A 24,314-nucleotide genomic window follows, 5' to 3' on the forward strand; every position below is an offset into this window, starting at 1 on the left:
GCGCGACGCCTGAGCCGTGCGATGTTATCCTATTCCGTTTCGCCTGGCGCCGCGACACGGAAGACAAGCAGATACAGCGCCGGGATGAACAGGAGCGTGACCAGCGTTCCGACGATGATGCCACCGATCATCGCATAGGCCATCGGCCCCCAGAACACCTGCCGGGCGATCGGGATCAGCGCCAGGCTGGCGGCGGCCGCGGTCAGCAGGATCGGGCGGGCGCGGCTGTCGCTAGCCTCGAATACCGCATCCCAGCGGGATTTGCCGGCCTTGCGCAGCTCTTCGATCTCGTTGACCAGAATGATCGAGTTCCGGATCAGGATGCCGACCAGCGCCAGCACCCCGAGGATCGCCACGAAGCCAAGCGGGGCGCCCGAGGGCACCAGCGCCGCGACGACGCCGATCAGGCCCAGCGGGGCGGCGCAAAGAACGATCAGGCTGAGCCGGAAGCTCTGCATCTGGATCATCACCAGCGTCACCATGATGATCAGCATCAGCGGCACGACCTGCACGATCGGCATGACCGAGTCGCTGGTGGTTTCCTGTGTTCCGCCAACCTCGATCCGGTATCCGGCGGGCAGGGTTTGCTCGAATTCCCGGATCTGCGGTTCAAGCGCCCGGACAACCGTCAGCGGCTGGTCGCGGGTCGCCACGGCGGCCTTGATGGTGATCGTGGGCACACGGTTGCGCTGCATGATCACCGGTTGTTCGGTGTCGTAGCGCAGCGTCGCCAGGCTCGAAAGCGGGATGGCACGGCCGTCGCGCGTGGTCAGCTGCAGGTCAAACAGCGATTCCACCGAACGGCGGTCTTCGTCGGCTCCGCGCACGATGATGTCCACCAGATATGTCTCGTCGCGCAGTTCGGTGATCAACTGGCCGTTGAAGACCGCGTTCAGCGACAGCGCAATGTCCTGCGCCGACACGCCAAGCTGGCGCGCCTTGTCCTGATCGACATCCACGCGCACCACCCGTGCAGGTTCGCTCCAGTCCAGTACGATCCCGGCCAGACGCTCATCCCCGGCAAGGATCGCGGCGAGGTCGCGGGCACGGTCGCGCAAGGCCGAAGGCCCGGGGCCCGATATGCGGTACTGCACCGGCTTGCCCACGGGGGGGCCGAGTTCGAGAAGCTTGGGGTAGATGTCGAAGCCGGCGAATTCCTCGGCCGCGCGCGCTTCGATCCGGGCCCGGACCCGGTCGCGCGCCTCGACCGATGTGGTGTTCAGAACGATCTGGCCCAGATAGGGGCCGGGTGTCGGCGCTTCGAAGGTGAGCAGGAAGCGCGGCGCGCCGCGACCGACATAGGATGTCCAGTATTCGATATCCTCGTCATCGGCGAAACCGGCCTCCAGCCGGTCCATCTGGCGGCGGGTTTCGGTGATCGAGACGTTCTGGCGCGCCGTGAAATCGACAATCAGTTCCGTGCGGTCCGAATTCGGAAAGAACTGCATCTGGACAAATCCCATGCCCCAGATCGACGCCCCGAAGATCGCCAGCGTCAGCGCGATGGTCAGCCAGCGCGCCCGCATCGCCGCCCGCAGGATCGTGTGAAAGGCCTTGCGGATCCGGCCCGGTGTGCCGTCATGGTGGGGCATGTTCGCCGGCAGCAGGGTGACCCCCAGAAGCGGCGCGAAAAGAACGGCCACCAGCCATGAGACAATCAGCGAGACGGCGATCACGACGAACAGCGAGAAGGTGTATTCCCCCGCGGCCGAATCGTTCAGCCCGATGGGGACGAAGCCCGCGACCGTGACAAGCGTTCCCGTCAGCATCGGAAAGGCGATCGAGGTCCAGGCGTAAGAGGCCGCCTTGGGCAGGCTTTCCCCCAGTTCCAGCCGCGAGATCATGGTTTCGATCGCGATCATCGCGTCATCGACCAAAAGCCCCAGCGCGATGATCAGCGCCCCCAGCGAAATCCGCTGCAGCGTGATCCCGTAGCGATCAAGGATCACGAAGGTGATCGCGAGAACCAGGGGAATGGTCAGCGTCACGACGAGGCCCGCCCGCAGCCCCAGGCTGACGAAGGTGACGGCAAGAACGATCGCGATCGCCTCGGCCAGGGCGCGCACGAAATGGCCGACCGCGTGCCGGACCTGATCAGGCTGATCCGCCACCCTGCTCATGTGGATCCCGACCGGCAGTTTCGCCTCGACCCGCGTCATCAACTGTTCCAGATCGTCGCCATAGTCCAGGATGTTGCCGCCCGTGCGCATGCCGATGACCAGGGCGATGCCCTGCTGGCCGTTGTAGCGAAACAGGTTGTCGGGCGGGTCTTTGTAGCCGCGCGTGATCTCGGCAATGTCGCCGATGTTGAAAAAGCGGTCGCCGACCCGCAGGTTCACCGCCGCCAGGCTGTCGGCGTCGGTGAACTGGCCGCCGACACGCACGATCACCTGTTCGTCGCCGGCGTCGATCACGCCGGAGGGCACGATGGCATTCTGATCCGCCAGAGTGGCCACCACCTCGCGCTGGTCAAGCCCCAGCGCCGCCAGCCGCCGCGTCGAGAACTCCAGATAGATCGCCTCGTCCTGGGCGCCGATAAGGTCGATCTTGCCGGCGTCGGGCAGCGCCTCTATCTCCGTGCGCACCGCCTCGACGTAATCGCGCAATTCGCGCGGGGTGAACCCGTCGGAGGTGAAGGCATAGATGTTGCCGTACACGTCGCCGAAACTGTCGTTGAACTGGAAGCCGGCGAATTCCTCGGGGAAATCGGCGCGGATGTCGGTCATCATGTTGCGCACCTGCTGCCAGATGCGCGGAATCTCCCGCGCGGGCGTGGTGGGCAGCAGGTCGACATACACCACGACCTGACCCGGCGCCGTCACCGAACGGGTGGCGTCAAGCTCGTTGAGCTCTTCCAGCTTCTTCTCGATCCGGTCCGTGACCTGGCCGAGCGTTTCGTCGGTATCGGCGCCGGGCAGGGCGGCCGCCACGATCATCGTCTTGATCGAGAAGCTGGGATCCTCTTCGCGCCCCAGGCCGATATAGGAAATGGTGCCGGCGATCAGCGAGGCGATCATCATGTACCAGACGAACGAGCGATGGCGCAGCGCCCAGTCCGACAGGTTGAAACCCCGCATCATTGCACCCGCGGCCCGACGCGCTGGCCCGCCTCCAGACTATGGACACCCCTGGTCACGATCTCGTCCCCCACATCGACGCCCGAGTGCACGCGCACCCGGCCATCGCCCAGCGGCGAAACCTCGGCCGCGATACGTTCAACCCTGTCTTCGGGCCGCTTCACCCGCCAGACATAACTCGCGCCGTTCTCCGACAGGATGGCGCTTTCGGGAACCGCGATCAGCGCGCCGCCACCGCCGATGAGATGTACGTGGACAAGCACCCCCAGCCGCATGGAGGCCGGCGGCTCCTTCAGTTCCAGATGCACCTGTCGCGTGCGGGTTGCGCTGTCGGCAACCGGTTCGATCTCGGTGACGCGTGCGGTGGTGCGGATGTCGCGAAAGCCGCGAAGCCCGACCTCGAACACGGCGTCGTCGCCAAGCGCCTCCACCGCGCTTTCGGGAAGATCGACAACCGCTTCACGATCGCGCGTTCCGGCAAGGCGCACCACCGGCTGCCCGGCCGACACGACCGCCCCGGCATCGGCGAGGACATCGGTGATGACACCGTCCAGCGGGGCCCTCAGCACAGCGAAGCCTAGCGCGTCTTCCGCCTTGGTCAGTACGGCGGTCGCGCGTTCCAGCTCTGCCTTGGCGGAGGAAAGCGCGCTGTCGGCGCTTTCCTGCTGCGCCACGGTCGCCACCCCGCGCGCCACAAGCGCGCGCGTGCGTTCCGATGCGCGCCGGGCCGTTTCCAGCCGCACCTTTGCGGCGGAAAGGCCGGCGGCCGCAGCCTGTCGGGCGCTTTCCAGATCGTCCGGATCAAGCTCGGCCAGCACGGAGCCACGGGCAACCACATCGCCAATCGACACCGGGCGGGAAATGATCCGCCCCGTGGCCTGAAACCCCAGATCGGTTTCGACGCGCGCGGCGACCGTGCCGGTCAGGTCGCGCGCCTCGATCTGGTTGGTGCGGACGATTTCGGAAACCACAGGCCGTGGCGGCAGCGCGGCAGGGTCATCTTCCTTGCAGCCGGCCAGCAGGCCGGCGATCGCGATCAGAAGGATCATGCGCATCATTCGGCCTTGCCTTCCCGGACGGGGCGCCCTGGATACAGTTGATGAGAGCCGTCGGCGACCACGAGTTCACCCTCTTCAAGCCCCTCCGAGATCAGCACGCGCCCGGTGAGATGCCGGGAGATCGTGACCTGGCGCAGATGGGCGGTCATGTCCGGCCGGTTCACGACCCAGACGGCCGGCCCCTTTGCGGTGGCTGTCAGAACCGTCCAGGGCAGGGCGAAAGCGGCGCCGGCGGAATAGCCGATCGCCCCCGCGACCGGCGCGCCCAGCCGGACCGACGGATCGGGGTTGTTCACCGAAACGCGCACCGTGATGCTGCCGTTGCGGGGGTCGAGCATCGGAGAGACCTCGCGCACCGTGCCTGTCATCATCAGGTCGGGCTGGTCCAGCATGCGCAGCTCGACCTCGGTGCCTTCGATCGGATGCGCCAGGAATGTGTCGGGCACCGCGAAAACCGCATCCAGCCCGTCATCCGCGGCAAGTTCGAAGACCGGGGTGGCGGGGCCGACGATCTGCCCCGGCTCGGCCATCCGCTCCATCACCGACCCGTCGAACGGCGCCCGCAACACGGTTTCATCAAGCGCGGCCTTGCTCTGGCTGATCTGCGCGTCGGCCTGTTTCAGGCGGGCCTGCAGCGTCTGCAACGCTTCGCTTGCCTCATCCAGAAGCACACGCGTGGTCACGCCCCGGTCGAACAGCGCGACCTGACGGTCGAAATCCTGCTTGGCCCGTTCCAGATCGGCCAGAATCGCCTCGCCTTCGGCCTCGGCCTCGCGCAGGCGTTCCAACGCCTGGGTCGCGTCGACCTGGCCAAGCTCCTGGCTCTTGATCACATGGTCGCCGGCGGTCACCTCGAGCGACAGGATGCGTCCGCCGTCACGGAAGGCGATCTGCGTGCTCTCGCGCGGCTCGATGTCGCCGGTCAGGCTTGCCCTGGAGATCACCGAGGCGAACTTGGCCTGCACCAGTGTAACGGGCAGGGGCGCGGCCTTCGGCGCGTCGCCCTGTGCCGTGTCCTGCGCCGCCGCCGCCGCTGCCGCGAGCGCGGCCGACAGGATGCCGGCAGTGACAGCCGCCAGGCCCCGGGCGATCGTTCTGGGATACCTGCACATGTGCCGCGTCTCCGATAACCAGTTCACTGTTATGCCGCTTCAGCGGTTTTTCCGGTTTCCCCATCTTGCCCGTAACAGCCGCGCCAAGCGAGTGTCAAGTGAGTTGGAACGCCTGTTCCAACTTCTTGCGTTGCGGCGCGGGCTGGGCGATTGTGCCCGCATGAAGGTTAACGAATCCCTCAGCCCGAACGGCCATGCCGCGCGCAGCGACGCCACCCGCGCAAAGCTGATCGCCGCCGCGATCGAGGCGTTCGGGGCGCATGGCTACGGCGCCACCCGTCTGCGCGATCTCGCCCGTCGCAGCGGCGCGGGCCTGGCGGCGGTATCCTATCATTTCGGCGGCAAGAAAGAGCTTTACCTGGCCGCGGCAGGGGTGATCGCGGGGGGTATTCGCGACCGGTTCGATCCGGTGGCCGAAGCGCTCGTTCACGGGCCGGAGCGTGACCCCGTCCGGCGGCTCGAGCAGGCCCTGACCGCCATGTTCCGGATCGTCGTCTCGGCGCAGATTCCGCCCGCCTGGATCCAGTTCATGTCGCGCTGCGAACGGGAGAATGACGAGGCGTTCGGCATTATTCAGGATCAGGGGGTCAGCCGGCTGGTGCAGGCGGTGGCCTCGGTTCTGGCGACGGTCGAGAACGGCGCGGGCGGCGGGGTCGATCTGCGGATGCGGGTGGCGGCGATGATCATGATGATCTTCAGCCTGCGCAGCCAGCGGAACCTGACGCTTTCGGTTCTGGGCTGGGACGAGATCGGCGCGGCCGAGATCGCCCGGATGGAGGCGTTCATCCGACAGATCGGGGTGCGCGATGCCATTGGTGGCCCGCAACACCCCTGAGCGCGGCCGCTCACGCGAAATGGCAGGCCACTTTCTGATCTTCCTCGCCGTCCGCCTTGCGTTCCAGCACTGGCGGATTGTCCGCGCAAAGCGCCTGCGCCTTCGGGCAGCGCGTCCGGAAAACGCAGCCGGAGGGCGGCGCCATCGGCGAGGGCAGATCGCCCTCAAGCTGGATGGTGGTCTTGTTGCGCTCGATCTTGGGGTCCGGGATCGGCACCGCCGACATCAGCGCCTGCGTGTAGGGATGCAGCGGCTTGCCGAAAAGCGCGTCGCGCGTCGCGATCTCCATCACCTTGCCCAGATAGAGCACCATGACCCGGTTAGAGATGTGGCGCACGACGCTCAGATCATGGGCGATGAAGATCAGCGAAAGCCCCATCTCCTGCTGCAGCCGCATCAGCAGGTTGATCACCTGGGCCTGAATCGACACGTCGAGCGCCGACACAGGCTCGTCGCAGATCACCAGCTTGGGCTCGACGATCAGGGCACGGGCAATGCCGATGCGCTGACACTGGCCGCCGGAAAACTCATGCGGATAGCGGTTGATCTGGTTGGGCAGCAGGCCGACCCGCTCCATCATCTCCTTCACCCGCGCCTTGACCCGGGGCGCCGAAAGATCGCGCCGGTGGGTGCGCAAGGGCTCGGCGATGATCTGGCCCACGGTCATGCGCGGATCAAGCGAGGCGAGCGGATCCTGGAACACCATCTGGATCTGCGAGCGGTATTTCATCATGCGCGACCGCGACAGCCCCAGCAGGTTTTCCGAGCCCAGCCACAGCGCGCGACCCTCGCCGGGCACCAGCCGGATCAGGGCGCGGGCGAGGGTGGACTTGCCGCAGCCGCTTTCGCCGACGATGCCCAGCGTTTCGCCCTGTTTGAGGGTGAAATCCACGCCGCTCACCGCCTGCAGCCGGCGCGGCGGGGTCCAGGGCATGTCGCCATCGCGGTGGATGTCGAAGTTCACGCGCAGATCCTCGACTTTCAGCAGATCGGTCATGTCAGCTCCTCCGGTTTGCGGATGCAGGCGCGGCTTCGGCCGGGGGCGAAGCGGTCCAGCGGCGGCACCGCGGCGCGGCAGTCTTCGCCGGCCCAGCGGCAGCGCGGTTCGAACGGGCAGCCCGCGGGCGGGTGCAGCATGTTGGGCGGGCTGCCGGGGATGGTGTCGAGCGCATGGGTGGCCACATCCACACGCGGGATCGCCTTGAGCAGGCCGCGCGTATAGGGGTGTGACGGGGTTTCGAACAGCGGATCGGTGGGGGCCTGTTCCATGATCCGCCCGCCATACATCACCAGAACCTCTTCGCAGAAGCCCGCGACCACGCCCAGATCATGGGTGATCAGCAGCACGGCCATGCCGAATTCCTGTTGCAGCTCGGCGAACAGATGCATGATCTGCGCCTGCACCGTCACATCCAGCGCCGTGGTCGGCTCGTCGGCGATCAGAAGCTGCGGCCGGGCCAGCAGCGACATGGCGATCATCACCCGCTGCCGCATCCCGCCGGAAAACTCGTGCGGATAAAGCCGCACGCGGGCCTTGGCATCGGGTATCTTCACCGCGTCGAGCATCCGGACAGAGGCCGCCACCGCATCGCGCTTGCTCATCCCCTTGTGCTGGGTCAGCACCTCGGCCATCTGGTCGGACACCCGCATATAGGGGTTGAGCGATGTCATCGGATCCTGAAACACCATGGCGATCTCGGCGGCACGGATCCGGTTCAGCACCGACAGCGGCGCGTTCAGGATTTCCTGCCCGTCGAACATGACGGAACCGGTGGCGCGGCCGTTGCGGGCCAGCAGGCCGAGCGCGGCAAAGGCGGTCTGGCTTTTGCCCGAGCCGCTTTCGCCGACGATGGCAAGGGTGGCGCCGGGCGCGACCGACAGGCTGACGTCGCTGACCGCGCTGACGGTGCCGTCATTCGTGTCGAAATCGACCGAGAGATTGCGGATATCAAGCAGGGCCATGTCAGCGGTCCTTCGGGTCAAGCGCATCGCGCAGGCCATCGCCCACGAAGAAGAAGCCGAACAGGGTGATGACGAAAAAGAACAGCGGGAAGGCAAGCTGCCAGAGCGTGCCGTATTGCATCGTCCCCGCGCCTTCGGAGATCAGCGCACCCCAGGAGGTCAGCGGCTCCTGCACGCCGAGACCCAGGAAGCTGATGAAGCTTTCGGTCAGGATCATCAGCGGCACCAGAAGCGTGGCATAAACGGCCACCACCCCCAGAAGGTTGGGCACGATATGCCGGATGATGATGCGAAAGCCGGAAACGCCGGTGGCGCGCGCGGCCTCGATGAATTCCTTGTTCTTCAGCGAAAGGGTCTGACCGCGCACGATGCGTGACATGTCGAGCCACGACAGAAGGCCGATGCCCACGAACAGCATCCCGATCGAGCGGCCGAAGATCACCAGCAGCAGGATCAGCACGAACATGTAGGGGATGGCCATCAGGATATCGACGGCGCGCATCATCAGGTTGTCGAGCGCGCCGCCGGCATAGCCCGCAACCGCGCCGTAAAGCGTGCCCGCGATCACCGCGATCCCCGCGCCCACGATGCCCACCATCAGCGATACCTGCGTGCCCTGAACGACCCGCGCGAACAGGTCGCGGCCCAGATCGTCGGTGCCGAAGTAGTGGCCCGTCTCGAACGAGGGGCCGCCCAGTTCCGCCACCTGGCCGATGATCATGAAGTCGATCTCGTCAATGGAAAACCGCGCCAGAAACGGCCCGGTCGCGGCGAAGATCAGAACCAGTACCAGGACCACGAGCCCGGCCATCGCGGCACGGTTCCTCAGGAAACGTTTGCGCGCATCGGTCCAGGGCGACCGGCCCTTCACCTCCTGCTCGACCAGCCGGTCGGCCAGGCTGGTCATTTTCTCTTTTTCGATGATCATGGCTCAGTACCGGATTTTCGGGTCGATCCAGGCGTAGAGGATATCGACGACAAGGTTGAAGATGATGGTCAGCCCGCCCACCAGAATGGTGATGCCCATCATCACGGAATAGTCCCGGTTCAACGCGGCGTTGACGAAGAACAAGCCGATGCCGCCGGTGGAAAAGAACATGTCAATCACCACTGAACCGGTGATCATGGTCACGAAGGCCGGGCCGAGATAGGAAATCACCGGCAGCAGCGCGGGTTTCAGCGCGTGGCGCAGGATCACCCGGCGGGTCGGCAGACCCTTGGCGCGGGCGGTGCGGATGTGATTGGCGTTCAGCACCTCGAGCATCGAAGAGCGTGTGATCCGCGCGATAGAGGCCATGAAACTGGTCGAAAGCGCGATCACCGGCATCACGAGGAACTGCCATTCGCCCCCTTGCCAGCCGCCGCCGGGCAACCAGCCCAGCCACAGGGTGAAGACCAGAACCAGGATGGGCGCCATCACGAAATTGGGCAGCACCTGCGCCCCGACCGAGATGCCGACGGCCAGGTAATCCAGCCAGCTGTTGTGATAGACCGCCGCCAGCACGCCCAGCGTACAGCCCGCCAGCACCGCGACGACGAAGGATATCGTGCCGTAGGTCAGGGTGATCGGAAAGCCCTGGGCAATGATCTCGTTCACACTCCGGTCCTTGTAGACGAAGGAGGGGCCGAAATCGAACCGGGTGGTCACATCCGTCACATAGGTCAGGATCTGTTTCCACAGCGGCTGATTCAGCCCGTATTTCGCCTCGAGATTGGCCATGATCTCGGGCGGGACGGCGCGTTCCTGGGTGAAGGGGCCGCCGGGGGCCGCATGCATCAGCACATAAGACAGAATGATGAGGATAAGCAGTGTAGGCACGGCCACGGCCAGCCGTTTCAGTATGAAGTTGAACATGGGGAGCAAACCGCCGGATGACACAAAGGGGTGGGGCGCCCGACACGGGGCGCCCCGCGCAACGGGTTATTCGGCGGTGATATATAGATCGCGCGAATACCAGTTCTGCATCAGGTTCTCGACGGGCCAGCCCTTGGCCTCGGGCTTGAGCATGATCACGCCGGTGTACTGATAGATCGGCGCGAAAGGCATCGCCTCGGCCAGCATCGCCTCGGCGGCGGTATAGTTCGGCTGCGGGTCGGCCATGGTCTTGGATTCGGCCATCAGGCGGTCATATTCCGGATCCGAATATTTGGCGTTGTTGTGGCCCGAATAGCTGGTCATCAGATCCAGATAGGTCGAAGCTTCGTTATAGTCGCCGCACCAGGCATAGCGGCCGATTTCGTAATCGCCCTTCTGCATCTTGTCGGTGTGGACCTTCCATTCGTAATTCGCCAGCTCGGTCTCGACGCCCAGCGTCTGTTTCCAGAACTGCGACGCGGCGATGGCGATCTTCTTGTGCCCCTCGTCGGTGTTGTAGTTGATGGTGACCTTCAGCGGGTTGTCCTTGCCATAGCCGGCCTCGGCCAGCAGCGCCTTGGCCTTTTCATTGCGCTCGGCCTGAGTCCATTCCGCCCATTCGATCGGCGGCAGCTTGAAGCCCGCGGTCGCCTGATGGGTGAAGTTGTAAGACGGGTACTGGCCACCCTGCAGGATACGCTCGACGATGATGTCGCGGTCGATGGCATAGGACAGCGCCTTGCGCACGCGCACGTCCTTCAAGTACTCCGGCCCGTTCTCGCCCATGTTGAAGAAATAGATGTAGGAGCAGGAGCGGGGGAAGGAATAGGCCTCTTCGGGGTACTCGGCCTTGAGCCTCGGGTACTGGCCGGCGGGCACATCGGTCTTGTCCAGCTCATCGGCCAGATAGCGGGTCAGCGCCTGGTTTTCGTCATTGATGATCAGGGCGACGGTCTTGTCGATGATCGTTTCATCGTTATTCCAGTATTCGGGATTGCGTTCGCGCACCACGCGTTCACCCGGCTGGTATTCGGTCAGCACATAGGCGCCGTTGCCGACAAGATTGCCCGGCCTGGTCCATTGATCGCCCAGTTCCTCGACAACGGCCTGCGGCACCGGGAAGGTCGAGGAATGGGTGAGCATCGAGATGAAATAGGGCAGGGGCTGGTCGATCGTCACCTGCAGCGTCTTGTCGTCGAGTGCCGTCACACCCAGCTCTTCGGGCGGCAGTTCGCCCTTGGTGACCGCCGAGGCGTTGGTGACGCCCATCAGCTCCATGTACCACGCATATTCCGAAGCTGTCGCCGGATCGACCAGCCGGCGCCACGCATAGACGAAATCCGACGCTTTCACCGGCGTGCCGTTCGACCATTTCGCATCGCGCAGGGTGAAGGTATAGGTTTTCTTGTCTTCGCTGAGCGTATAGCCCTTGGCCGCGCCGGGCACCTGATCGCCGATCGCATCATCGTTGAAAAGCCCTTCGAACAGGTCGCGCAGCACGCCGGAGCCGTCGACATCGGTGTTGATCTGCGGGTCGAAGGATTTGATGTCATCTAGAACGCGGTAGGTGAACACCTGTTCGTCGGCGAGCGCCACGCCATCTTTCATGTGGCTGGCCGCGAGCGCCGCCGTCGCCAGCGACGTGCCGAGCAGGAATGAAAAAAGCAGTGTCCGTTTCATAGATGACCTCTTTGCCGTGTGGTTGAAAACTGCGCCGCCCGAACGATGCCGTTGCCGGGGCATAGGCTTACTGCACCACCAACGATTGCAGAGTTCAAGACGGGCGAGCCCTTACGTCGAGTAATATTCTGATTTGAAGAGATGAGGCAGGGCCAGGGGCATCGGGCTTATCAGTGCTGCGCATTTTTTGGCGAATACGGTCTGGCGGGGCGGAAAGCTGACGTTTTTCCGGGCAGACCGTGATCGGACGGGCGCCGCATTCCTGAAACGGGCCTTCCTCGCGCCCCCGAAGCGATTCTGCGCGCTGCGGCGGATCTTGCCGTCAGGTCTATTCCAGCTCGCCCAGCCGCCCGCGAAGCTCCTCGACCTCTTCGAGATAGACCCGGCCCGCCTCTCCCAGCGCGCGGCGTGTTTCCAGGGTCAGCAGCCGCAGCATCGAGACCGCGCCAACATAGGAATCCGCGAACTGGGGTGTGTCGACGGCGCATTCGAGCGTCCATGTCGCGAAGGCCGGGGCGGCCCGGATGGTTTGGTCGGCGATCAAAAGGATGCTGGCGCCACGCTCCGCGATCTCCTCGACCGCGCGGACGAAACCCGATGGGCGCCTGCGAAGGCCCACGATGATGGCGAGATCGCCCTTGCCAAGCATCGAGATGCCCTCGGCCTGGGTCTGCCCCGGCAAGAGCAGCGGCGACACGCCGGGGCGCATCTGTGCGAGCTGGGCCGTGGCGTATTGTGCCAGGAAATGGCTGTTGCGGTAGCCCAGGGTGCGGATGCGGGGCGCTGTCGCGATGGCCTGGCCGATTTCCTTGATCGTGAGCGGATTCACCCGGGTCAAGGTTGTCTCGAGCAGGGCGATCTCACTGCGGATCAGCTCTGATACGGGGTCGCTCCTGTCCGTAGATTTGCGCCCGGTGTAGAGCGGTGATCCCAGCGCCCGCATCCGGCGTGCGTCCTGCCGGGCCTCTTCGAAATTGCTGTAGCCGAGGCGCCGGAAGAACCGGCTGACGGTTGCATTGGATACACCGGCCTGACCGGCCAGTTCCGAGGCGGTGAACACGGCGAGCTCGGCCGGGCTTTGGAGAATGGTTTCCGCGATCCGCCGTTCGCCCTCGGATAATCCCGAATATGCCTCATGAATACGCCGCGCCATCGTTTGGCTGCCGATTTTTGCTTGATTATTGGGCATGCTTTGACTCCGGTGGAGAAAATGAGATTTCATTATTTACTGACTGATGGAAAAATATTTTCGTCACGTCGTCAAGACTCGCAATCTGGGGATATTCGCGCGGTGTCACACATAGCGATCAGAGCAAAGCGATTGAGCCTGAGAGTCAACTGGGGCGTGGAGCGTATCTGCGTCGCGCTTCTGGCGGTGCTGGTTCTGGACGTCTGGCTGGGCATTCTGGTGCGGTACGTCATCCCCCTGCCGCTGACCTTCACCGAGGAACTGGCGCGCTACCTGATGATCTGGATGGCGCTTCTGGCGGTGTCGTCGGGCATCGCGCATCGCGAGCATATCGGCGTCGAGTTCATCTTCGGGCGTCTTCCGGCACGGGTGCGGCGCTGGCTGGCGGTCTCTTTCGATGTGATCGCCTTCGTCTTTTTCTTCGCGCTTTTCTTCTATGGCATCGGTTTCGCCGCCAAGGGGTTTTCGCGCCTGACCATGATTTACGACATGCCCAAGGGGTATCCGTTCATGGGTGTCCCGCTGGCGGCCGCTGTTGCCTGTATCCAGTTGGCCCTGATCGGCATCCACGACTATTTCGCCGAAAGCGCGCCAGAGGCGACCGGTGCCACCATTGTTCCGACGGGAGATAACTGATGGGTACCTTGTTGGTGGCAATCGCGTTCTTCGGGTTGATGGCGATCGGAATGCCGGTGGGCTTTTCCATCGGCGTGGCGGGGATGATCGGCATTCTGGATATGGGGCCGCGCTTCATGCAGATGGCCCCCGACCGGATCTTTGCCGGGCTGGATCTCTTTCCCTTTCTCGCCATGCCGTTTTTCATCCTTGCGGGCGAGATCATGAACCGTTCGGGCATCACGCAGGGGCTGGTGAAGCTCGCCGATGCGCTGGTGGGCTGGATGCGCGGGGGCATGGCGCATTCCAACATGGTGGCGAGCGTGATGTTCGCGGGCATCACCGGCTCGGCCACCGCCGATGCGGCGGCCTTTGGCAACACGATGGTGCCGGCGATGCAGAAGGCGGGCTACACGCGCGCTTATGCGGCCGCGGTCACCGCCGCGGGCTCGATCATCGGGCCGACCATCCCGCCCTCGACGCTGGCGATCATCTATGGCTCGATCATGGGCGTGTCGATCGCGGGGCTGTTTGCCGCGGGCATCCTGCCGGGCTTGCTGATCTGCGGGATCTGCATGGGCGTCATCGCGCTGACCGCGCGGCGCAAGAACCTGCCCAAGGGCGCGGGGCGCCCGAGCTTCCGTGCGGTGGCGCAGGCCCTGCGCGAAGGCTTTCTGGCGGCGCTGCTGCCGGTTTTCATCCTGGGCTCGATCCTGGGCGGGTTCGCCACGCCAACCGAGGCGGCCGCCATCGCCGTGGCCTACGCGCTGTTCGTCGGCGGGGTGATCTACCGCGCGCTTTCCTGGCGCGATCTGTATGAGATCGGCGTGCGCACCACCCGCATCACCGGGGTGATCTTCCTGATCATCGCCTCCGCCTCGATCCTTGGCTGGTGGATGACGTTCAACCGTATTCCGCAGGCCATCGCGACAGGGCTGCTGGCGGTGTCCGACAACCCGCAGATCATTATCGCCCTGGTGCTGATCTTGCTGCTGCTGATCGGGCTGGTGATGGATATCAACGCCACGCTGATCATCCTTGCCCCGGTGCTGGCACCGCTGACGGTGCAGATCGGGATGGAGCCGGTACATGCGGGCATCATGATCATTCTCGCGCTCAATATCTCGCTGATGACGCCACCGGTGGGGGCCTGCCTCTTTGTGCTGGCCTCTGTCACCGGCGAGAAGGTCGAGGCGATCACGCGCGAGCTTTGGCCCTTCATCATCGCCGAGGTCGGTATCCTTCTGGTGATCGCCTTCTGGCCCGGCCTCACGCTTTTCATACCAAGACTGCTGGGGCTCTGACCCCGGTGCAATTCCCAACAGGAAAGGAACTATCCATGTCGATCCTCAAATCCGCCTCCCTGGCGCTGGTCGGGCTCTGCCTCGGTGCAAGCGCGCAGGCCGCCGATATCACCATCCGCCTGGCGCATCTCAATCCCGAAGACCCGTTCGCCAGCCATTCGGGCGCGATGTCGGCGGTGTTCAAGTCGCTGGTGGAATCCAATTCGAACGGCCGTATCGAGGTGCAACTGTTCCCCAACGGCCAGCTTGGCAAGGATAACGAGGTGATCGAACAAGTGCGTTCGGGCCTCGTGGAAAGCACGATCTCGTCGTCGGGCGGCATCGCGCAGCACTATCCGCTGGTCGGCGTGTTCGACATCCCGTTTGCGTTTCCCAACATCGGTGTCGCGTCCAAGGTGATTGACGAAGACAGTTCCTTCGGTGAAAAATTCGTAGCCGATCTGGAGGAAAAAACGGGCCTCGAAGTGCTCGGCCTTCTGGATTCCGGCGGGTTCTTCGCCTTCACCTCGGGCAAGGCGCCGATCGCCTCGGTGGCCGACATGGAAGGCCAGCGCATCCGCACCATGACCTTGCCGACGCATGAAACGATCATCTCGTCGCTGGGCGGCCAGCCGACCGCGCTGCCCTGGGCCGAGGTCTATACCGCGCTGCAGACGGGTGTCGCCGATGGCCAGATGAACCCGGTGCCGATCATCGCCTTCGCCAAGTTCGACGAGGTGCAGAAATACCTCTCGATCACCAACCACCTGATCACGCCCTATATCTGGACGATGAACGCCGAGTTCCTGGCCTCGCTCAGCGAAGAGGATCAATACCTGATCAACTGGGCCTCTGATGTGGCCACCGATGCGGGCCGCGCCATGAGCCGCGTGATCGAAGCCTCCGACAAGGGTCTTCCCGCACTTGCCGCCAAAATGGAGGTCAACGTCGTGACGCCCGAGGAGCAGGCCAAGTTCGCCGCCGCCGCCCAGCCGGCCGTGCGCACTCTGATCGAGGAAAAATACGGCACCGAGGGCGCATCGATGCTCGAAGCCATGCTGACCTCGATCGACGAGGAAAAGGCCGGCTTCTGATCCCAGACCGGCCCGGGCGGCGGTGTGCCGCCCGGGCCACCGCCCACCGGGGCCAATAATTCCGAGGATTCCATGACCACTGAAATCTCACGCGCTCCAGGCACGCCGGAGGGCTTTACCCTGCGTCTCAACCAAGGGGCGAGACGCGACAATCCTTGGACGGCGGCACAGAACGCGATTCTGAGCGACGCGGGGCTGAACGCGGCCTTCGATGCGATCTCCGGCTGGCCGGGCTATGCGCCCACGTCGCTGGTGGCGCTGCCCGCGCTTGCGGCAGAGCTCGGCATCGCCACGCTGCACTACAAGGATGAGGGCGGCCGCTTTGGCCTGGGCAGTTTCAAGGCGCTTGGCGGGGCCTATGCCGTGGCCCGGCTGCTCAAGGCGGAACTGTCAAAGGCGCTGGGGCGCGAAGTCACGATGGATGAGGTGACACGCGTGGCCTATCCCGATCTTGCCGCACGGATCACCGTGTGCTGCGCGACCGATGGCAACCACGGGCGTTCGGTCGCCTGGGGTGCGCGCAACTTCGGCTGCGCCTGCGTGATCTTCATCCACGCCACGGTCTCCGAGGCGCGCAAGGCGGCGATCGAGGCTTACGGCGCCGAGGTCCGCCGCTGTGACGGGAATTACGACGACAGCGTGCGCGTGGCGCAGGAAACCGCCACGAAAGAGGGATGGTTCGTGGTCTCCGACACCTCCTACGAAGGCTATATGGACGTGCCGCGAGACGTGATGCAGGGCTATGAGGTCATGGCGGCGGAGGCTTTTGACGCGCTCGACACACCGCCGACCCACATCTTTCTGCAGACCGGCGTGGGCGGCATGGCCGCCGCGGTTACCGCCCTGGCGGTAAGGCGCTGGGGCACGCGCCGGCCACGGATCATCCTGTGCGATCCCGACCGCTCCGCCTGTTTTCTGTCTTCCTTTCGCGCGGGCAGGCCCACGGCGGTCGCGGGCGATCTCGATACGCTGATGGCCGGGCTGGCCTGCGGCGAGGTCTCTGCGCTCGCCTGGGAAATCCTGCACGACCACGCCGATGCGGTCCTGGCGCTGACCGATGACGCCGCCGTAGCGGCGATGCGCCGGCTGGCGCGGCCGGCCGGCGGCGACGCGGCGATCGTGGCCGGGGAATCCGCCGTGGCGGGGCTGGCCGGGCTGGCCGCCGCGCTGCGCGATGCCGAGGCGCGCGCGATGCTTGGCCTTGATCCGTCTTCGCGCGTGCTGCTGTTCGGCACCGAAGGCGATACAGACCCCGCGCTTTACACGCAGCTTGTCGGCCTGACCGCAGATGCGGTTCGCGAGGGTGCGCGATGAAGGCCGAGATCAGCCCCGGGCGGCTGATGGCGCGGATTGCCGCCCTCGGCCGGATCGGCGCGCTTGAAGGCGGCGGCGTCTGCCGCCTGGCGCTGAGCGATGCCGACAAGGCCGGGCGCGACTGGCTGGTTGCCGAGATGGAGGCCCTGGGCCTGACCGTTTTCATCGACGCGATTGGTAATATCTGGGGGCTGCGCGCGGGCAGGGGTGCAGGCGCGCCGGTCATGATCGGCTCGCATATAGACACGGTCGCCACCGGCGGGCTCTACGATGGGGCTCTGGGCGTTCTGGCGGGGCTGGAGGTTGTGGCCGCGCTCGATGGGGCCGGGATCGAAACCGCGATGCCGATTGCCGTCGCCGCCTTCACCAACGAAGAAGGCGCACGGTTCGCCCCTGACATGATGGGCTCGGGCGTCTATCAGGGCGCGCTTGATCTTGACGCCATGCTTGCCACGCGGGCCACCGATGGCGGCGGGGTGGTGGGCGAAGCGCTTGACCGGATCGGTTATCGCGGCACGGACGCGCCGATCACGCCCGCGGCCTATCTCGAACTGCACATCGAACAGGGGCCCGTGCTGGAGCAGGAAGGTACACGCATCGGCGCGGTCACCGGCGTGCAGGGCATCCACTGGACCGAGTTCACGGTGCATGGCCAAAGCAACCACGCCGGCACGACGCCGATGGCGCTGCGCCGCGACGCGGGGCAGGTGGCCATGCGGATCGCGCTGGCCGCCGACCGGATCGCGGCCGAGCTTGGCCCGCCGCAGGTGGCGACTGTGGGGGTGTTCGAACTGTCGCCGGGGCTGATCAACGTGGTGCCCGAACAGGCGCGTCTGACGGTTGATCTGCGCAACACCGATGGCGCGGCGCTCGACGCCGCAACCGCGCGCCTGCTGGCCGAGGCCGGAGCCGCGGCCGAAGCGGCGGGCTGCACGGTGGAACACCGCGCGCTCGCCCGGTTCGCGCCGGTGGTCTTCGACGAAGCGCTGGTGGGCAAGGTCGCGCAGGCGGCCGCCGCGCGGCAGTTGAGCGTCAAGCGCATGCCGTCCGGGGCGGGGCATGACGCACAGATGTTCGCCCCCGATTGCCCGACGGCGATGATCTTCATCCCCTCGGAAAAGGGGCTGAGCCACAACATAAAAGAACACAGCGACAAGCGGGATATCGTGGCGGGCGCACAGGTGCTCCTCGATCTCGTTTGCGATCTGGCAGGAGCAAAGACATGAGCAGAAAAATCGTGGTCGCGGGCGCGCAGATGGGGCCGATCGCCAGGGACGAGCCGCGCAGTGCTGCGGTGGCGCGCATGTGCGCGCTGATGCGCACGGCCCATGCCCGTGGGGCCGGGCTGGTCGTTTTTCCCGAACTGGCACTGACGACATTTTTCCCGCGCTGGTTCATGGAAAACCCCGCCGAGATCGACGCGTGGTTCGAAACCGAAATGCCGAACGCCGACGTCGCGCCCCTGTTCGATCTGGGCAGGGAACTGGGGATCGGCTTCCACCTTGGCTACGGCGAGTTGACGCCGGAAGGGCGGCATTTCAACACCGCGATCATTGTGTCGGCCGCGGGCGAGATCGTCGGGAAATACCGCAAGATCCACCTGCCGGGCCACCGCGAAAACGAAGACTGGCGGCCTTTTCAGCATCTCGAAAAGCGGTATTTCGAAAAGGGCGACCTGGGCTTTCCTGTGTTTGACGCCTTCGGCGGCAAGCTCGGCATGTGCATCTGCAACGATCGGCGCTGGCCAGAGACATGGCGGGTGCTGGGGCTGGGCGGGGCGGAACTGGTGGTTCTGGGCTATAACACGCCGGCGCATTACCCGCCCGCGCCGGAACACGATCATCTGCAGTATTTCCACAACGAACTGTCGATCCAGGCGGGCTGTTACCAGAACGGATTGTGGGCGGTGGCCGTGGCGAAGGCCGGGGTGGAAGAGGGGAGCGAGCTGATCGGGGGCAGCATCATCGTGGCGCCGACCGGCGAAATCCTGGCCCGTGCCGCGACCAGCGCCGACGAGGTGATCACGGCAGAGATCGACCTGGACCGCTGCGCTGAAATCCGCAGCAACGTCTTTGACTTCGCGCAGCATCGCGAGCCTTCGGATTATGCGGCCATCACGGCGCCAAAGCCAACGGGATGAACTGGTTTCGCCGCGCGCAGCCCGGCTGCCGGTCGGGCTGTGTTCGGGCATGCTGCGAGGCTGCGCGGACTTGTGAATTTCGAGGGTTTCACGAACGCGTGTCTTGTCATATAACGCATTGAAAAGGTTCGTTTGTGCGTGTTTTCCGGACTCTTCTTGATGGGCGGAGGCGGCGTGCCTGAGCGGGTCGAGACGGATGCAACAGGGCGCGCGTGCGATGTATGATTTGGTGGACAGCTATTCCAACCCAACCGTTCTGAGTGTTGGCATGACCTACACGGTCACCTCCACAGGAGCGGATCTCGGCGGCTGGATCTCTTTCTGGGCGGAGTACAATTCCGTCTACACGATCATCGTGACGACAACGGATGAGGCACTTTCCACGGCGCTGGGTACGCTGGACGTCGAGTCCACCGCCTTTGCGCCGATCGGGGTCAGCTGGCCGGCGGGGGCGGATACCCATGCCGGGGATGGGGCCGTTCAGATCGCGGCTTACGATCAGGTCTACGCGGATTACTACACGCGCGTCACCCTCGAGACCGTGGATGCGGACAGCCCGCTCAACCTCCTGTATGATCCTGCGGATCTCTCGGGCTGGTATGTCGCGCCCGTCTGGGCGTTCGAGCCCTATTACGGGGCCCATACGATTGACGAGAACAAGACCTATACCTACCAGGTCACCGTCGTCGAAGGGGACGGGACGGATTTCATCGTTGATGACTGGGGCGATGACGTGGCGACCGGTGCGCAGTTCGACAAAGAACTCACCGCCTCGCTGACCTCGCCCGATCAGGTGTTTTCGGGCGTGATCGAAACTTCCGAAGACAAGGATGTCTTCAACATCGCCCTGCGCGCGGGCTTTGTGTATGACATCCATGTCGCCACCGCCGAGGGGGTCGAAATCAGCGATCCGCTCAGTTTCATCGATGTTGACGTAAATCTTGCCAGCGGGCTTTGGCTCAATTCCGGCCACTACGAATTGCTGGGCGATTCCACCGAAGGCGGTGTCGCGACGGCGGGGGTTTCGCTGTCCTGGCAGGACAGTTGGACGCCGGGCGAGGAAGTCGACGTGGCAATCACCGTGCAGGGGGCGGTGAACAGGCTTACCGACAAGCGCGATACCGGCGCCTATACCGTCTGGGTCACGCCGGCGGATGATCACGGCGGCAATGCGCTGACGCCTGACACCATCGGGCGCCCCGGTCAGCAGAGCGGACATATCGAGGAACCGGACCCCGAGGCCTGGGCGAACATATTCGGCGAAGAGGATTGGTTCGCGATCGAAGGCGGGGTTGTCGAAGGCTATACCTATGTCATCACGTCGAAATCGCTGTCAGAAGATCTCACATCGCTCGACCTGAGCCTGTATCTCGATACCGGCGGGCTTGTCGTTACCCCCCGCCGTGATTTCCTGATCTACGAAGCCGACCAGACCGAAGCCATGTTGGTGGCGGTCGAGGCGACCTTCGGCAACGAGTACGGGCCCTACGAGATCGAGCTGGTGCAATATTCCGGCAAGGTCAGGATTTACGACGGCACACGCGACAAGACGATTTCAGGCTCGGCCAAAGAGGACCTGCTGCAGCTGGGCAAGGGCGATGACACCGTCAGGGGCCGCGGCGGCAATGACGAGATCGCGGGGGGCGGCGGCGCGGACAGTTTGCTCGGCCAGGGCGGCGCGGACGATGTGTCGGGCAACGGCGGCAAAGACACGATCAAGGGTGGCGGCGGCAATGACAAGCTTTCGGGCGGGTCGGGAAACGACCGGCTGCTCGGGAATGACGGCGACGACCAGTTGTTTGGCGATGCCGGCAATGACAAGCTCGACGGCGGTAGGGGCGCCGATATGCTCAACGGCGGCAAAGGCGGCGATACGCTTTCGGGCGGCGCCGGCGCGGATCGGCTGCTGGGCGGCGGCGGCAACGACAAGCTGAACGGCGGCGCGGGTGGCGATCATCTTGATGGCGGCACGTCGGCGGATACCCTTGCTGGCGGCGCGGGTGCCGATACCCTCATCGGCGGTGCCGGCAGAGACAGGCTCGACGGCGGCGCAAACAAGGACGATCTCGCGGGCGGTGCGGGCGGCGATACGCTCAAGGGCGGCGGTGGCGGCGATACGCTCAGCGGCGATGGCGGCAACGACAGGCTTTCGGGTGGCAAAGGCACCGATACCTTGTCTGGCGGTGCCGGCAAGGACCGGGCCGATGGCGGCGCCGGGGCCGATACGATCGATGGCGGCGACGGCGATGACAGGCTTTTGGGCGGGGCGGGGGATGATATCCTTCTGGGCGGCGCCGGGAATGACGGGCTCATCGGCGGGCGCGGCTCTGATATGCTTGACGGCGGCGCGGGGGATGATCTCTTCATCTGGACGTCGGCCGACAGCCTTCTGTCCGGCGACAGCTACAGCGGCGGGGATGGCTATGATACCGTCCGCCTCTTCGTCGATGCGGATCTGGCTGCGAACAGTGATTTTCAGCAGGAATATGCCAACTACGAATTTCACCTGGAGCGCAATGGCGGCGCGCTGACCTTCACCTTCGAGACCCTTGATCTGACGCTTGCGGAGATGGAGGAAGTCAATCTCGTTGTCGCACCCGACGGGCTGACAGCGGCGACCGATCGGGTCTCGGTGCTGGCGGGTGATGCGGTTTCGGGCAATCTGCTCGCCAATGACACCGCGGCCGATCCGCTCGATCCGCTGGCGTTGACGGCGGTGGCGGGCGAATCCGGCAAGGTCGGGACCGCCATCCACGACCAATACGGCGTTTTCCGGGTCGGCTCCGATGGCAGCTATACCTACACCATGGATTACACGCTGCTCGCCACGCAGGCGTTGGCCGAGGGGGAAACCGTGATTCAAACGGTTCCCTACACCATCGCCGACAAAACCGGCGCGGCCACCTCCACGCTCAGCATCGAGATCAGTGGGACAAACGATGCCCCGACCTTCGCCGATGCCACGCTTGTCGCAATGGAAGACGGTGCCGCGGTCACGCTCGACCTCGCCACGCTGGCCGATGATGTGGACACCGACGATGACGGCAGCACGCTCACCTATTCCAATCTGGTCGGGCCGTCCGAAGGCAGCATTTCGATTGATGGAACCATGCTCACCTTCGACCCGGGGCTGGACTTCCAGGATCTCCACGATGGTGAAAACCGTGAGGTTCAAGTCGGCCTCTATGCAACGGACGGTCATGGCCGGGCGGCCCGGAATACGATCACCTTCACCGTCAAAGGCGCGAACGACATCGTCGATCCCGCGGTTTACGGTACGAACCTGGAAGGCGCCGGGGTGGATGACGCGACAGGAAGCGCCGTTTCTTCCGCCGGGGATGTGAATGGCGACGGTATGGACGACATCGTCATCGGCGCCTATTCCGCCGATCCCGATGGCAAAAGCACGGCCGGGATGAGCTATGTCGTCTTCGGAACACGCGATGGCCATGGGGCGTCGGTCGATCTCGGCGCGCTTGACGGGACGAACGGCTTTGTCCTGACGGGGGAGGAAAGCGGCGACAGGTCGGGCTATTCCGTCGCCTCTGCCGGCGATGTGAACGGCGACGGGATCAACGATATTCTCATCGGCGCCTGGGGGGCCGATGTTGGACGCCAGAGCGATGCCGGAAAGACCTATGTTGTTTTCGGCTCGACGTCAGGCTTCGGCGCCAGCATCGACCTTGGGGCGCTTGACGGGACCGACGGCGTTGCCCTGACCGGCAGCAGCTACAGCGGCATATCGGGCATCTCCGTTTCCGCGGCGGGGGATGTAAACGGCGACGGGATAGATGATATCGTTGTCGGTGCCCCAGGCGTCCAGCCTGGCGGCGGCGCCTATGTGGTGTTCGGATCAGACACGAATTTCGGGGCCGGCATCAACCTCGGCGCGCTTGATGGCACCGACGGCTTTACCCTGACCGGCGCCGCCGCGGGAGACAACATGGGCGGTTCCGTTTCCTCCGCCGGCGATGTGAACGGCGACGGGATCGATGATCTTATCATCGGCGCCAGCAACACCGATGTGGATGGGCGCAGCTATGTCGGAAAGAGCTATGTCGTTTTCGGAACGTACGGGGCGCGCAGTGCAACCCTCGATCTCGCCAGCCTGGACGGGACCGATGGTTTTGCCGTCACCCACAGTTCCGGCGCCTGGACGCGATCGGGAAGCGCGGTGTCTTCCGCCGGGGATATGAATGGCGACGGGATTGATGATCTCGTCATCGTCGACGACAGGACCAGCCTGTCGGGGACGAGCCCGGGGGGCCTGGCCTATGTGGTCTTTGGCAGCGCGCAGGGCTTCGCCGCGACAGTCGATCTCAACAGACTCGACGCAAGCAGCGGCTTCGTGATCGGGAACGACAGGGGCACCGCAGACCTCGGCCAGTCCGTCGCGTCTGCCGGGGATGTGAACGGCGACGGTATCGACGACCTTCTGATCAGCGCGAGCACGGCCAGCCCCGATGGCGTATCCCGTGCGGGCGAGGCCTTCGTGATCTTCGGAACGGGTGACGGGTTCAACGGGGTCGTCGATGTCGCCGATCTCGACGGCAAAGATGGTTTCATCTTCAAGGGCGGCGACGCCGTCGGCTATTCGGGCGGCTCGGTTTCTTCGGCGGGCGATGTGAACGGCGACGGCATCAGTGACATCCTCATCGGTGCATATGGGGGAACGATCAGCAGCGGGATTGCCGCAGGGGAAAGCTATCTGATCTATGGCGGGGCGGCATCTTTGGCGGAATTCGATGCCGCAGACGGGGTGTCGGACGGGCAGATCGCGCTGTCATACCTGGGGCTGGATCCGTTTGAGCTCTTCGCCTAGGTGTTCGGTCGCAATGTGAGGTCGGCTGGATTGACGTTGACGCAATCTGGCTCGTTTGTCCGGATTTTGCGGATGTCTTCGAAGGGCGTGCGGCCCTGCACCGTCTTCAGACGTCGCGCGTAGTTGTAAGCCGCGATGAAGTCGCTCAGGTGCATTTCAAGCTGTGAATGCATGTCGTAGGGGTAGCGCTTGACGGCCGCCTTCTTGATCGTTCGGCTCATGCGCTCGACCTGGCCGTGGATCAAAGGGGGGCTTTGTTGGACGGGGCTTGATCCCGT

17 protein-coding genes and 1 pseudogene are annotated in these 24,314 nt (G+C 64.6%); 8 read left to right on the top strand and 10 right to left on the bottom strand.

The annotated features are described in order from the left end of the window. Positions 1-29: 29 nt before the first annotated feature. Genes GGR17_RS08935 through GGR17_RS08945 form a run of 3 tightly spaced genes read right to left on the bottom strand, consistent with a single transcriptional unit; the run spans position 30 to position 5,247 of the window. Entirely contained in the window at positions 30-3,077 is a 3,048-nt protein-coding gene (locus tag GGR17_RS08935; protein ID WP_054540369.1) for an efflux RND transporter permease subunit, read from the bottom strand. After that, positions 3,077-4,135, bottom strand: a complete 1,059-nt coding sequence (locus GGR17_RS08940) for an efflux RND transporter periplasmic adaptor subunit (RefSeq protein WP_054538703.1) — start codon at positions 4,133-4,135, stop codon at positions 3,077-3,079. Before GGR17_RS08940 ends, GGR17_RS08935 begins: the two co-directional genes overlap by 1 nt. Beyond that, positions 4,132-5,247: an efflux RND transporter periplasmic adaptor subunit gene (locus GGR17_RS08945; RefSeq protein ID WP_054538704.1), complete on the bottom strand. Its 1,116-nt coding sequence runs from the start codon at positions 5,245-5,247 to the stop codon at positions 4,132-4,134. The genes GGR17_RS08940 and GGR17_RS08945 overlap by 4 nt, the downstream gene beginning before the upstream one ends. Before the next feature lie 160 nt (positions 5,248-5,407). Here GGR17_RS08945 and GGR17_RS08950 point away from each other — a divergent pair, with 160 nt between their 5' ends. Further along, entirely contained in the window at positions 5,408-6,082 is a 675-nt protein-coding gene (locus tag GGR17_RS08950; protein ID WP_162231818.1) for a CerR family C-terminal domain-containing protein, read from the top strand. A gap of 10 nt (positions 6,083-6,092) precedes the next feature. Here GGR17_RS08950 and GGR17_RS08955 read toward each other — a convergent pair whose 3' ends face one another. From GGR17_RS08955 to GGR17_RS08980, 6 genes are all read right to left on the bottom strand, one after another. After that, positions 6,093-7,079 (bottom strand): oligopeptide/dipeptide ABC transporter ATP-binding protein, encoded by a 987-nt coding sequence (locus GGR17_RS08955; protein WP_054538706.1) that lies wholly within the window; start codon positions 7,077-7,079, stop codon positions 6,093-6,095. Further along, positions 7,076-8,044, bottom strand: coding sequence for an oligopeptide/dipeptide ABC transporter ATP-binding protein (locus GGR17_RS08960; protein WP_054538707.1), 969 nt, complete (start codon positions 8,042-8,044; stop codon positions 7,076-7,078). The genes GGR17_RS08955 and GGR17_RS08960 overlap by 4 nt, the downstream gene beginning before the upstream one ends. Position 8,045: 1 nt before the next feature. Further along, complete coding sequence (locus GGR17_RS08965; RefSeq protein WP_369817381.1) at positions 8,046-8,972, bottom strand: ABC transporter permease subunit; 927 nt, start codon at positions 8,970-8,972, stop codon at positions 8,046-8,048. A 3-nt stretch (positions 8,973-8,975) separates the two neighbouring features. Next, a complete protein-coding gene (gene oppB, locus GGR17_RS08970; protein ID WP_054538708.1) occupies positions 8,976-9,899 on the bottom strand; it encodes an oligopeptide ABC transporter permease OppB in 924 nt (307 codons plus the stop codon). A 66-nt stretch (positions 9,900-9,965) separates the two neighbouring features. Beyond that, a complete protein-coding gene (locus tag GGR17_RS08975; protein WP_054538709.1) occupies positions 9,966-11,579 on the bottom strand; it encodes a peptide ABC transporter substrate-binding protein in 1,614 nt (537 codons plus the stop codon). Positions 11,580-11,907: 328 nt separating this feature from the next. Continuing rightward, positions 11,908-12,768: a MurR/RpiR family transcriptional regulator gene (locus GGR17_RS08980; protein ID WP_054538710.1), complete on the bottom strand. Its 861-nt coding sequence runs from the start codon at positions 12,766-12,768 to the stop codon at positions 11,908-11,910. Positions 12,769-12,900: 132 nt separating this feature from the next. On the opposite strand from GGR17_RS08980, the gene GGR17_RS08985 reads away from it, so the two are divergent. From GGR17_RS08985 to GGR17_RS09015, 7 genes are all read left to right on the top strand, one after another. Further along, positions 12,901-13,404, top strand: coding sequence for a TRAP transporter small permease (locus GGR17_RS08985; protein WP_235974468.1), 504 nt, complete (start codon positions 12,901-12,903; stop codon positions 13,402-13,404). Further along, on the top strand, positions 13,404-14,687 hold the full coding sequence (locus GGR17_RS08990; protein ID WP_235974469.1) for a TRAP transporter large permease: 1,284 nt from the start codon (positions 13,404-13,406) through the stop codon (positions 14,685-14,687). The genes GGR17_RS08985 and GGR17_RS08990 overlap by 1 nt, the downstream gene beginning before the upstream one ends. Positions 14,688-14,722: 35 nt before the next feature. After that, positions 14,723-15,760 carry a DctP family TRAP transporter solute-binding subunit gene (locus tag GGR17_RS08995; RefSeq protein ID WP_054538712.1) on the top strand — a complete coding sequence of 346 codons (1,038 nt, stop codon included), beginning with the start codon at positions 14,723-14,725 and terminating at the stop codon, positions 15,758-15,760. A gap of 72 nt (positions 15,761-15,832) precedes the next feature. Continuing rightward, positions 15,833-17,074, top strand: a complete 1,242-nt coding sequence (locus GGR17_RS09000; RefSeq protein ID WP_054538713.1) for a diaminopropionate ammonia-lyase — start codon at positions 15,833-15,835, stop codon at positions 17,072-17,074. Continuing rightward, positions 17,071-18,300, top strand: a complete 1,230-nt coding sequence (locus GGR17_RS09005) for a M20 family metallo-hydrolase (protein ID WP_054538714.1) — start codon at positions 17,071-17,073, stop codon at positions 18,298-18,300. The genes GGR17_RS09000 and GGR17_RS09005 overlap by 4 nt, the downstream gene beginning before the upstream one ends. Further along, positions 18,297-19,214 carry an N-carbamoyl-D-amino-acid hydrolase gene (locus GGR17_RS09010; RefSeq protein ID WP_054538715.1) on the top strand — a complete coding sequence of 306 codons (918 nt, stop codon included), beginning with the start codon at positions 18,297-18,299 and terminating at the stop codon, positions 19,212-19,214. Before GGR17_RS09005 ends, GGR17_RS09010 begins: the two co-directional genes overlap by 4 nt. A 217-nt stretch (positions 19,215-19,431) precedes the next feature. Further along, on the top strand, positions 19,432-24,036 hold the full coding sequence (locus GGR17_RS09015) for a VCBS domain-containing protein (RefSeq protein ID WP_054538716.1): 4,605 nt from the start codon (positions 19,432-19,434) through the stop codon (positions 24,034-24,036). Positions 24,037-24,106: 70 nt separating this feature from the next. On the opposite strand, the pseudogene GGR17_RS09020 reads toward GGR17_RS09015, so the two are convergent. Then, positions 24,107-24,303 (bottom strand): annotated as a pseudogene (locus tag GGR17_RS09020) (integrase core domain-containing protein); the annotation flags it as partial. Positions 24,304-24,314 lie beyond the last annotated feature (11 nt).

It is taken from the genome of Actibacterium naphthalenivorans (genome assembly GCF_014196965.1).
In the GTDB taxonomy this organism is placed as follows: Bacteria; Pseudomonadota; Alphaproteobacteria; order Rhodobacterales; family Rhodobacteraceae; genus Actibacterium_A; species Actibacterium_A naphthalenivorans.